The organism is Paenibacillus thailandensis, assembly GCF_042685365.1.
In the GTDB taxonomy this organism is placed as follows: Bacteria; Bacillota; Bacilli; order Paenibacillales; family Paenibacillaceae; genus Paenibacillus_AP; species Paenibacillus_AP thailandensis.
The window spans coordinates 1-11,842 of sequence record NZ_JBHUMY010000020.1; the positions used below are offsets into that span (position 1 = coordinate 1).

Annotated in this window: 9 protein-coding genes; 1 reads left to right on the top strand and 8 read right to left on the bottom strand. The window is 55.2% G+C overall.

Annotation, left to right across the window (positions count from 1 at the left end; all coding sequences use genetic code 11):
• The 7 genes from ACFSW5_RS16725 to leuC all read right to left on the bottom strand — a co-directional run.
• Window positions 1-1,559: dynamin family protein (locus ACFSW5_RS16725; protein WP_379275422.1), on the bottom strand; the 1,559-nt coding region annotated here is incomplete at its 3' end.
• 73 nt (window positions 1,560-1,632) lie between these two features.
• Complete coding sequence (locus ACFSW5_RS16730) at window positions 1,633-1,905, bottom strand: NAD/NADP transhydrogenase alpha subunit (RefSeq protein WP_379275424.1); 273 nt, start codon at window positions 1,903-1,905, stop codon at window positions 1,633-1,635.
• Window positions 1,906-1,966: 61 nt separating this feature from the next.
• Window positions 1,967-2,656 (bottom strand): endonuclease III, encoded by a 690-nt coding sequence (gene nth, locus ACFSW5_RS16735; RefSeq protein WP_379275426.1) that lies wholly within the window; start codon window positions 2,654-2,656, stop codon window positions 1,967-1,969.
• Between the two features lie 306 nt (window positions 2,657-2,962).
• Entirely contained in the window at window positions 2,963-5,428 is a 2,466-nt protein-coding gene (locus tag ACFSW5_RS16740) for an S-layer homology domain-containing protein (RefSeq protein ID WP_379275429.1), read from the bottom strand.
• A gap of 396 nt (window positions 5,429-5,824) precedes the next feature.
• Window positions 5,825-7,249, bottom strand: coding sequence for an N-acetylmuramoyl-L-alanine amidase (locus ACFSW5_RS16745; protein WP_379275432.1), 1,425 nt, complete (start codon window positions 7,247-7,249; stop codon window positions 5,825-5,827).
• Between the two features lie 537 nt (window positions 7,250-7,786).
• A complete protein-coding gene (gene leuD / locus ACFSW5_RS16750) occupies window positions 7,787-8,380 on the bottom strand; it encodes a 3-isopropylmalate dehydratase small subunit (protein WP_379275434.1) in 594 nt (197 codons plus the stop codon).
• A 25-nt stretch (window positions 8,381-8,405) separates the two neighbouring features.
• The gene (gene leuC / locus ACFSW5_RS16755; protein ID WP_379275436.1) at window positions 8,406-9,821 is read right to left on the bottom strand and encodes a 3-isopropylmalate dehydratase large subunit; all 1,416 of its coding nucleotides are present in this window, start codon (window positions 9,819-9,821) and stop codon (window positions 8,406-8,408) included.
• Between the two features lie 148 nt (window positions 9,822-9,969).
• On the opposite strand from leuC, the gene ACFSW5_RS16760 reads away from it, so the two are divergent.
• Window positions 9,970-10,875: a LysR family transcriptional regulator gene (locus tag ACFSW5_RS16760; RefSeq protein ID WP_379275438.1), complete on the top strand. Its 906-nt coding sequence runs from the start codon at window positions 9,970-9,972 to the stop codon at window positions 10,873-10,875.
• Between the two features lie 3 nt (window positions 10,876-10,878).
• On the opposite strand, the gene ACFSW5_RS16765 is transcribed toward ACFSW5_RS16760, so the two are convergent.
• The gene (locus tag ACFSW5_RS16765) at window positions 10,879-11,673 is read right to left on the bottom strand and encodes a carbon-nitrogen family hydrolase (RefSeq protein ID WP_379275440.1); all 795 of its coding nucleotides are present in this window, start codon (window positions 11,671-11,673) and stop codon (window positions 10,879-10,881) included.
• Between the last annotated feature and the right edge of the window lie 169 nt (window positions 11,674-11,842).

Here is an 11,842-nt window from a genome sequence, read left to right on the forward strand (position 1 = left end):
GCATAGGCGGCGGCGCGCTCCTCCAGCGCCGCCAGCTGCGCAAGCGCAGCGCCGCGCGCGCCAAGCGCGGCAAGCTCGCGCTCGAGCGAAGCCGCCGCCGACGCGCCGGCTTCTACGGCAAATGCGGAAAGCGCATCCATCACTTCGAGCGCTTGCTTCCGATAAATCGACTTGACCTCCGCGGACAATTCGCGGCTGTAGACAAGCGTATATTCGTTGCCGACAACGGCCCCGGCGTTAACGCGGCCAATAAGCCACTCGACGGTGGGCTTCCAGCCGAACGCTTCATTGATTAGCGCCTCCAGCCGGTCTTGCGGATAACTAAGACGTTCCGCCGCATGCCGCAGCAAATCCTTGACATGCCAATCGACGGCGGCTTGAACTTGAGCATTAAAATCGTCGCAGAACACTTTCGCCCGCCGCTCTTGCTCGGCAGCCGTCTTCGCCCCTGCGAACAGCAGCCCGGTCCTGAACCCCGGCTTGCGGCTTTCAAGGAAAGAATGCGCGTAATCGCGTGTCACGGCAGGCGTTACGTTCGCGTTGTCGAGAAGCGATTGCAGCTCTTTGCGGAAACCGGCTTGAAACGCATCCGACAGGCTGCGCTGCTTCGCGATTTCGGCGTGCAGCCTCTCCGTCTCCGCCTTGACCCGGGACCTCTCCTCCTCGCCCCCCGCTTCGGCAAGCAGCCTTTCGCGTTCCGGCTCCTCCCGCTCCTCGCGCATTTTCAAATGCGATTGGACCAGATGGCGAAGCGATGCGTCCACGCTGTACAAGGCAAGCGGAGACCGCAGCGCCGCCAGCTCCTCCAGCAGCTTCTCCAGCTTGTGAAACTCCTGATGCGGATGTTCCGGCTCGCGCATCGACAAATAGACGATGCCGGCAGGCTCGAGATGCCAGGCTTGAAACGCTTCTTCCACGCTTCTCCGGTACGCTTCGAAGGAAAGCTCGCGTTCCCGGTGCTTGTCGATCATGTTGACGATAAAATAAAGCGGTTTGCCCCAATCCTTCAGCTGCTTCGCAAAGGCGAAATTAATTTCCGATTGGACATGGTTGTAATCCATGACGTAAAAGACGACGTCGGCCAAATGCAGCGCCGACTCCGTCGCCATCCGGTGCGCGTCGTCCGTCGAATCGATTCCGGGCGTATCCAGCAGAACCGTATGATCGCCGAGCCTCTCCGATGGATATGTAATGGCAACCGATGCGAAATTAGCCCCGTCGACGCAATACTTCTCCAAATCTTCGACGGGAACGGTCATCTCGCCTCCATCCGCCGTACGGATCATAGCCGCGGCTTTCTCGCCGCCGCGGATCGCCACCACGTTGGCGCTTGTCGGAATCGGGCTTGAAGGCAGCAGCTCGGCTCCGCACAGCCGATTGATCAGCGTTGATTTCCCCGCGGAAAAATGCCCGCAAAAAGCGACAGTAAGCCGACCCTCGGTCAGCTTACCGCTTAAATCCTCCGCTTGCCGGGCATGCTTGAAGTCCCCTGCTTCCGCCATCGTGCGCGCCGTATACGCCAGCGCTTCCATAAGTGATGTTTCCGGTTTCTCTCCCATCCGAATCCCCTACCTATCGTTTCGCTTCCGGCGGTGAACGGCCGGTTCGCCTTGGCCGTACGAAAATATCCTTTTAGACGACCGCTTCTTCCGTTCCGGGCATGCAAATCTCAAACACGTCGCCGTGCTGCAGGATCGTAATGTTCCTGTTTTTCTCGCGCATGACGACCACCTCCGGTTTCAGCCGCATCCTTTCGATATATTGTTCCGGCACGTCGCCCGAGCCGCTTACCGTTATGCCTTCGACGACGATATCCTCGTTCTCGTGCGGCGGAGCTCCGATCACCTGCTCATAAATATCGGAAAACTGTTCAAAATTGTTCGTGTACACCGAAATGCATTTCATTGTTATGGGCTCATCCTTTACTCTTTCTTTTTTCACGGGTTATGGCCGCCCTAGAACGGCATCAACCGTTTACGCTTCGCTTTACTTCTTTATTTTTTGTTTTTGCGCCCGGCTTCATACGTAATTTTCCTTCTTTGCACAGATCAAGCAGCGGACAAGCCGGACAATCGGGATTTTGCGCTTTGCAATGATAGCGGCCGAAAAAAATGAGCCGGTGATGCGTAATCGTCCATTCATCTTTAGGCACAAGCTTCATCAATTTTTTTTCGACTTCGAGGACGGAATCGTCCGGCTTTGCAACCGCAAGCCGTTTTGAAACTCTTTCCACATGCGTATCGACAGCTATTGCCGGTACGCCGAACGCGTTGGATACGACGACGTTCGCCGTCTTCCGGCCGACACCAGGCAGTTCGACAAGCTGTTCGTGCTTCTGCGGAACTTCGCCGTCGTATTTGTCGATCAGAATGCGGCACAATTTCTGAATATTGGCCGCTTTGTTGCGGAACAAGCCGATTCTCCGAATGTCTTGCTCCAATTCCTCCAGCGGAACGGCCAAATAATCTTCCGGCCTCTTATACTTTTGAAATAACGAGGCGGTAACCTTGTTGACCGTTTCGTCCGTACATTGGGCCGAGAGCAATACGGCGATCGTCAGCTCAAACGGATTGCTGTGATTCAACTCGCAGTGCGCGTCCGGAAACATTTCCGCAAGCGTATCCAATATATGGCGCATCTTCTGTTTCGCATTCATCGTACTCTCTCCTAATCGGAACACGTCCCGCTCTACGCAGATTGTGACCGTTCAAAAACAAATAATCGATAATATAACGAAAAACGACGTAAAAGCGGTTATCTTCGAATCAAAGTGTAGCGAAATTCGTCGCGATACGCAACCGTAACCTATGAAATATTGAGAAAAACTTTTATCGAAGTCTTACAAAGCAAAGCAACCGCATTTAAACGCAGTTTTTATCCTCAAATTCAATTTGTAATTTCTGCTGCTTCGGATATTGTAAAAGAAAAACTGCCCCGAAGGACAGTTTTTCGCAAAATCGATTTAATTTTTCATAATGGCGATAGCCGTGTTGCGGAAATAGTAGACGGTGAGCTCGTCCCCGTACGAAAGCGAAGCGGGGGCAAACGAAGCTCCGTCGTCCAAAAGTGCGGTATCGGAACGAACGATAAAGTAATTGTCGCTGTTGCTGCTGGATGTTCTCAACGTCAAAATTTGTCCCGTGCTTTCGTCGTAGCCGGTAAAGCTGCGCTTCTCGCCGGAGCTGACGTATATAACGGTATTATCGCTGCTGTCCGTCCCGATTGCGGCATATTTGCCCGCGAGCGATGCCGTCGGCGCAGATTGCTTGTCGCCGTCGACATAAAGCGTTACGGTATCGTCGTCGAAGTCAATCGTCTCTGTATCGCCGTCATTCGTCTTTAATGTCAAGCCGCTTGCGGAGGCGGAGGAGATCGAACCCATGACGACAGGCGTTTCGACCACCGATTTCGCCGTCAAGCCTTCGTAGGACACGGTTACGACGTCGCCCGCCTTGTAAGAGGAGACGCCAACCTCGTCGCCGTCCTCATCCAGCAGCTTCACCGAGCTGATGTCCAGGCGGATGGCGTCTTCGCCTTCGGCCTTCAATTGAAGCTTGCTGATGGAGTCCAGCACTTTAACGATGTCGTATTGCACGTCCTTGTGCACGTTGATGCTCGCCGCCCTGTCCTGGGTCGACGTCAGCTTGACCGTTACTTTGTTGCCGACCGCCAAATCCGAAATGGTCGGCGTATCGTCCCCTACAATTTCAACCGAAGGACTGGAGTAAGGCACGGTGACGGTTACGCCGTTATCCAGCTTCAGAGTCAGCTCCTTGTCGGATTTGTCGATCGCGCCGATTGTGCCGGTGTAGCCGGACAGAAACTCAAGCGTCACAATCGCGGAGCCCGAATACGTAAGCGACACGATCCGTCCTTCCTCCAGCATCGAGTCGGCTTTGGAGAGCGAAATCGTATCGCCGTTATAACGGATTTTGGTGTTGTCGCTGATGAACAAAGCATACGGCGTCGTGCCTTTGGAATCGACGAGCGTAACGAGCGAGCTCTTATCGTCATAGCTCATAACCTTAGCTCCCGTAATCGACTCGACGTCGCGATTGGTCACTTCCACTTTCGCTACTTCGCCGTCCTCATTCATCGTCAGCTCCACTACGTCTTTCCCTTTAATCAGATCTTTCAGCTCGGCATCGTCCATTCCTTCGATCTCCACCTCGACTTCGTCGGCGAGCACATAAGTAATCGGAGAACCGTCCTTCATAATCGTAATCAGCTTATCGTCGGTCGAATAGAACGTTCCTTCCGCCGACTCTACCGCTTGGGACTCGACCGTAACCTCTACAGCCATCGGGGAGTCGCGGAACGTATCCTGCGTGATGGTGATCACGCTGTCCCGTTTGATCGAATCCAGCGATATATCTTCGCCGTCCCCATCCTTCACGACCAGACTGTCGTCGTAATAAACCTCTACCGGCTTATCGTCTACCCATACGTACATCATGTCGTCCGCTTTGATGACACGGTCCATCACCGCTTCGTACGAGTCGACATGCTGCTCGTCGCCTTGCGCTTCAATATAAAGCGCATTCCCGGAATCGGCGATAACCGTCACGTCCGTATACAGCTCCAGATCGTCCAAGGTTGCCGCCTGCTCGGAATCATAACGGTAAATTCGCGTATCGCCGCCGATGGAATAGGTTGTTTCCTCTCCGTCCGCATAGACGGTGATGGACGAATCGCTAAGCTTTGTTACGATGCCGCTGGTCTGTCCCGCGTATTCAACCGGATGCAGACGCTCGGCGCGGCTGAACAAGGTCGCGAGCGACGCTCGGTTCACGTTCGCTTGAGGGTCGAATTTCGTTTCCGAAACCCCCTTCACCAGCTCCAAAGAAACGGCTGCGTTGACGTAACCGACATAATCGCTGCCGATGCTGCCTGCGTCCCCGAAGGAGGACGGCGTTCCCGCCATGGACTCCGCCTTGTCCTCTTCGCCGATCGCCCGAACCAGCAGCTTCGTTACCCATTCGCGCGAAGCAGGCGTAGTCCCCCATTCTTTATCCGTCTCGCTTGCCGCAAGCGCGTATTCGTCGTCGCGGTCGAGCAGGTTATGTTCAAATGCGAGATTAATGTATGCCTTGTAAAAATTGCTGACCACAAAAGACGACGGAAACGCGATCACGTCGTCGGTTCTCACTTCGCCGTCCAGTCCCGCGAACCGGAGCGCCATTAAGACAGCCTCTTGGCGGGTGACGCTTTCGCCGGGTCGGAACGATCCGTTGTAACCGGTAATAATGCCTTGCAGTGCGAGTTTCGTAATATGCTTTTCGGCCCAGTGGCCGCTGCTAACGTCAGAGAAACTAACCGCCGATGCGGCATGGACCGTTCCGGCCGGAACGGCTGCGCCTCCGGCTAACAACGAGACGGCCAGAGCGCTTGCGACAATCGTGGTACGCGTATTACGTTTGAATGACATAAGTATGTAATCCTCCTTGTCAGTATTGAACCTATACATTATTCGACGGCAACTGCACCGATTCCTTTCCCGTATGCAAAATTTGCCGCAGGAACATCAAGCTCCTCCTTCTTTGACGCAATGCCCGCCCTTCATGTTGCCGTTTTGGCACACTATGAAGGCGTCAAATGACGGATAGAAAGAAATGCCGCTCTTTGGGCGCAGCGCGTCATCCTGCCGGCTGCGCTTGCGGCCGCAGTCCCGGCCTTAAGCCGTCTTGCCGGACGAATTGTACCGGCTCCGGCGTAAGGCAAAAGGCTTTGCCGTAGCCGGACAGCTGCAGCAAAGCCTTCCTTTATCCCTTCCCTATGCCCCTGAGGCTGAAAACGCGGATTGCGCCGTTAGTCCCGCAGCGGCTTAGGATACTCCCAAATATTCTTTTATGCCGATGACAATCTGTTCGGCGATGTCCTGCTGCTTCTCGGAACTGTACAGAACGGCCGCGTCCCCCGCGTTCGTCAAAAATCCCGTTTCGAGCAGGATGGCCGGCATCGTCGTCTCTCTCGTCACGAAATAATTCGCTGTCTTGACGCCTCGGTCCTTAAGGCCGGTCCCTTTCACCAAATATTTATGGACCGTCTCGGCCAGCTTCTTGCTGTTCTCATGCGTATAATACGTTTCCGTGCCGGATGCGCTTGGCGTCGCGCTGTTCGCATGGATGGAAATAAAAATGTCGGCGTTCGCCTTCTCCGCGAAATCGACCCGGTCCTGCAAGCTTGGGTACGTATCCCCGGTTCGCGTCATTTGCAAATCGATGTTAGGTTCCTTGTCCAGCAGCGCTTTTATTTTGAGCGCGATGCTCAAGTTGACTTCCTTTTCCCATCGGGAATTGACGCTTTGAGCTCCCGGGTCCGAGCCGCCGTGGCCGGCATCAATGACGACGGTATACTTCTTGCCGCTGCCGGAGTCCGGCGGCGTCGTCGGCGTCTCCGGAGCCGTTCCGGAGCCTGAATCGTTGCCGGTTGATGTGTCCTTCTCGACCTTAATGCGGTATTCCCCTTCCCCTTCGGACACGGAATAAGTCGAGCTTCCGCTCAAGTCGAGGACGATCCGGGCGGTAGGCGGTTCCGCCGAGAACAGCGAGTAGCGGATTTTCGTCAGCGTGTCGTGGCCGCTTACGGCGATTTCGCCCATCATGGTTGTAAGCGACATTGCCGGTTGAAAATCTTCGGCGTAATCCGTATTCTCGAAATCAAATACGAGGCGTTTCGGATTGTCCAGTACCATCGGCTTGCTCATCTCGACCGTACCTTCGTACGACACGGTTACGCCATTCGTTTCGTCGTAAGAAATCGAGGTCAGTCTCCCATCGGCTTCCGTCTCTTCGCCCGGCGTTTCTTCCGAAACTTCACCGCTGACGTAGGCGGCTTTCGCCGTGTTATCCCACTTCACCTCAAGTCCCATGCTTTCTCCTACAAATCGAAGCGGGACAAGAGTCGTACCGCTTTGCACGATCGCGGGCGTGTCCATTTGGGCTTGGTTGCCGTTTACGTCGGCAACGCTTTCGTTGATCTTCAGAACGATCGTGTCGCTTTCGCTCTTTATGGTTGCCGTCTTGTCCGCTTGAGACCAGGTCACCTTCATCCCGAGCCCTTCCGAAATAATCCGGATCGGCACAACCGTGTACTTGTTCTCCACCAGCTGAGGAGCGACCGGCGCTTCCACAAGCTCGCCGTTCAAGTACAGTTTCGGCGTAACCGCTGCCGAAACGGCAGGCCCGAAACCGGTAAACGCCACAAACAGAAAGGACATAAACAACATAAAGGCCACAAACTTCTTCATTCTCCACCTCGATGACTGATATTGCCCGCATCGAATGTGCTCATTCGACTTAACCAGACAGAAATGTAGACGCGGCTTGTCCGAAAAAGTTGCGTTTTCTCGGCATAATCCTACCCCAAGCCCCTAGGGACCACCACCCCGCCCCCTCCAAGGAGGGGGCCTCAAAGGGCTTGCGCCCTCTCGATTCCCCAAATTAGCGTCGCTGCCGCGCGGCCGTCTTCGACAATCAATCGAGCGTTGCCCGCTTATCCTGTCGGATAAAGCTTTATTTCCCGCTTCTTAAGCTGCTTTGATGCTTTATGGTGCTTCCTTCTGCTTTCACTTCTCCAATGTTCCGTTCGAGCTGCCCTCGCGTTGTCCTGCGGACAAAGCTTAAACTTCGAGAGCTATCAAACCAGGCATGACGGCTACGCCGATCCAACGCGAATTACCCAAAAGCTCATGCCAAAAAAGCCAGTGAACGGTAAGCAGCCGGCAAACCCGCAAAAAAACTGCCCCGCGGCGTTCATCCGCGGGGCAGTTCATGTCTCTTTTCGCTTAGTAAGCGGCGCGCTCGCGCTCGTAAGCGGCGATTTTATCTTCATGCTGCAGCGTCAAGCCGATATCGTCCAGGCCAAGCAGCAAAAACTGGCGGCGGTGCTCGTCGATGTCAAACGCGATGTCAAGACCGAACTCGTCCGTCAAGCGCTTGTTCTCCAAATCGACAGTCAGCTTGTAGCCTTCGTGCTTCGCCGTGCGCTGGAACAGCTCTTCTACCTGCTCTTCCGTCAGCTTCAGCGGCAGGATGCCGTTCTTAAAGCAGTTGTTGTAGAAAATATCGGCGAACGAAGGTGCGATGACGCATTTGAAGCCATAGTCCAAAATCGCCCACGGCGCGTGCTCGCGGGACGAGCCGCAGCCGAAGTTGGCGCGTGAAATCAAAACGGAAGCGCCTTGGTAACGCGGCTTGTTCGGCTCGAAGTCCGGATTTACTTCCCCGTTTTCGAAGAAACGCCATTCGTAGAACAAAAATTGTCCGAAGCCGCTCCGTTCGATGCGTTTCAAAAATTGTTTCGGAATAATCGCGTCCGTATCGACATTGACCCGGTCGACGGGAGCGACGATGCCGGTCAGTTGTTTGAATGGTTCCATAGTCGTTATACCCCTCTCACCGTGATTAGTTGGCTACCGCCGATTTGATTTGCCATTCGCGCACGTCCGTGAAGCGGCCTTTGATTGCGGCCGCCGCGGCCATTGCCGGCGATACGAGATGCGTGCGTCCGCCGCGGCCTTGACGTCCTTCGAAGTTGCGGTTCGAGGTCGAGGCGCAGCGTTGTCCCGGCTGCAGCACGTCCGGATTCATCGCGAGGCACATCGAGCAGCCCGCTTCGCGCCATTCGAAGCCCGCTTCGATGAAAATTTTGTCCAATCCTTCCTTCTCGGCTTGCATCTTTACGCGGCCCGAGCCCGGAACGACGATCGCCGTCACGCGGTCGCTCACTTTATAGCCGCGCGCGATTTCGGCGGCCGCCCGAAGGTCTTCGATCCGTCCGTTCGTGCAGGAGCCGATAAATACGTAGTCGATCTCAATGTCGGTTATCGGAGTGCCCGGTTTCAGGTCCATATATTCAAGCGCCTTTTCGGCCGCTTTGCGTTCGTTTTCGGTCGCGAATTTCGCTGGATCCGGTACGGCGGACGTAATGTCCGTGCCCATGCCCGGGCTTGTTCCCCAGGTTACTTGCGGAATCAAGGAATCGACGTCGAATTCGACAACGGCGTCATAGGTTGCGCCTTCGTCGCTTTTCAGTTCGTTCCATCTTGCTACCGCCGCTTCGAAATCGGCCGGCGCATACTCGCGGCCGCGCAAATATTCGTACGTCGTTTCGTCCGGCGCGATCAGGCCGGCGCGCGCTCCGCCTTCGATCGACATGTTGCATACCGTCATTCTCTCTTCCATCGACAGGCTGCGGATCGCTTCCCCGGTGTATTCGATAACGTAACCGGTCGCAAAGTCCGTCCCGTATTTGGCGATGACGCCGAGAATCATGTCTTTCGCCGTGACGCCCGGCTTGCGCTTGCCGTTGAAGCGAACTTCCATCGTCTTCGGCTTTGCCTGCTGAAGACATTGCGTCGCCATGACGTGCTCGACCTCGCTCGTGCCGATGCCGAACGCCAGCGCTCCGAACGCGCCGTGCGTCGACGTATGGCTGTCGCCGCACACGATCGTTTTGCCCGGATGCGTCAGGCCAAGCTCAGGACCCATAACGTGTACGACGCCTTGGTCCAGGTTGTTCAGGTCGAACAGCTTGACGCCGAAGTCTTGGCAGTTTTTCGTAAGGGTGTCGATTTGCTGCTTCGAGATCGGGTCTTTAATATTGAAACGGTCCTTCGTCGGAACGTTGTGGTCCATCGTCGCGAACGTCAAATCCGGGCGGCGGATTTTGCGGCCGGACATGCGAAGCCCTTCGAATGCCTGCGGCGACGTCACCTCGTGCACCAGGTGAAGGTCGATATACAGAATGCTTGGCTTGCCTTCTTCCGAATGGATAACGTGATTGTCCCAAATTTTCTCAAACATTGTCTTCTTCGCCATTCAAGCTCACCTCGTAAATCGTTCGAATAAGTTCATTGAGGTTAGCTTATAACATTTCCGTTGATTGTTCCAAGATATAATATCTATAATGGCTATAGGAAAGAACTATGAGATAACGAGCGAACAAACCGTTAAAAGGGGATACAAGATGGAACTGAGACAGTTGCTGTACGTGATTCAAATCGCCAAGGAAAAAAATTTCTCCCGCGCCGCCGAGAAGCTTCATATCGCCCAGCCGTCGCTAAGCCAGCAGCTGTCCAAGCTGGAGCAGGAAATCGGCGTATTGCTGTTCCGCCGGACGACGAATTCCGTCGAGCTGACGCAGGCCGGCCATTCGTTCGTGGAGAAAGCCCAGTCCATATTGGACGCCGTGGAGCAGCTGAAACAGGAGATGGACGACATGGCCCAAATGCGCCGGGGGCGTCTGGTCGTCGGAACGCTGCCGATTACGGGCGCCCACATTTTGCCGATCGTTCTTCCGGCTTTCGGGGCCAAATACCCGCAAATCGAAGTAATTCTCGTCGAGGAAACGACCGCCAGGCTGGAGCAGCTGACCGCAAGCGGCGGAACGGACATCAGCCTGCTTACCCTCCCGCTTCTCGATCCTTCCCTTTCGTGGGAACCGCTCATGGAAGAGGAGATATGCCTTGCCGTCCCTCCGACCCATCCGCTTGCGAAGCGGACGAACGGCGTCGATGTCGCGGAGCTGAAGGACGAGCCGTTCATCGGCCTGAAGAAAGGGCAAGGCTTCCGGCAAATTACCGTCTCGATCTGCCAGCAGGCCGGCTTCACGCCGGACATCGTGTTCGAGAGCAGCAATATCGAGACGGTTCAATCGCTAGTTGCCGGGGGCATGGGGATCGCCTTCGTCCCCCAAATGCTGACGCGCTCGGGCGGAGGCGATTTCGTCCCGGTTTATTTGCCGCTCAAGAGCAGGCCTTCCCGGACGCTGGTCATCGGCTGCAGCAAGGACCGTTACCTGTCCAAAGCCGCCCAAGCGTTTATCCAAACGATGCACGAGACGGTCGATCAATATTTTCAAAGCCGGTTTTAAACCTTAATAAAGAGCGGGACGCCGGTCTTCGAAAACCGGAATTTTCGAACGGACCGCGTCGACGAGAGCCAGATCGATCTCCGCATATAGAATCGTTTCTTCCTCTCCCGCTTCCGCCACGGTTTCTCCCCACGGGTCGATGACCATGGAATGGCCGAAGAAGGCTGTATCTCCGCTTCGGCCGGTCCGGTTGCAGGCGACGACGAACATTTGGTTTTCGATCGCCCGCGCGGTCAGAAGCGTACGCCAATGATGCAGTCTCGGATGCGGCCACTCGGCCGGCACAAACAGCAGCTTGGCGCCGCCGAGCGCAAGCTTCCTCGCCAGCTCGGGAAAACGGATGTCGTAGCAAATCATCATCCCGGCGTCCGTTCCTTCCAGCCGCAGCGTCCCGGGCTTATCGCCTTCCTTCAAGTACTTTTCTTCGTCCATCAGCCGGAACAGGTGGATTTTGGAATAAGCGCCCGTCTCGTTGCCGTCCCGGTCAAACGCAAATATCGTATTGTACACGCCGTCCTCGCGCCCTTCCGCAATCGAGCCGGCAACGACATGAATGCGGTGCTGTTCGCAAAACGACTTGACGAACGCCTTCGTCCGGCTTCCGTAGCTGTCCGCGAGCCCGGTTATTTCCGTCAAAGCGTATCCCGTATTCCACATTTCGGGAAATACGATCACGTCCGGCTTTTCCTCGCAAGCCGCCGCTTCTTCCATCATCGTTTTCAGCTTGGCGAAATTCGCTTCCGGCTCTCCGACCGCGATATCCATTTGCAGCAACGCAAGCCGTAACCGTTGTTTCATGGTGCATCTCTCCTTCATAAGCTCTCTGCTGATAATCCCGTTAGACCTTATCATCCTCGATACGAAGCCGGCGTGTCAAGGCGAAGCCCTAAAGCCGGCCCTCGGCTTCCCGGAACAATATTGCCGCATAGGAACGCCAAAGGAGGAAAATATAACGAAGACTATTGCA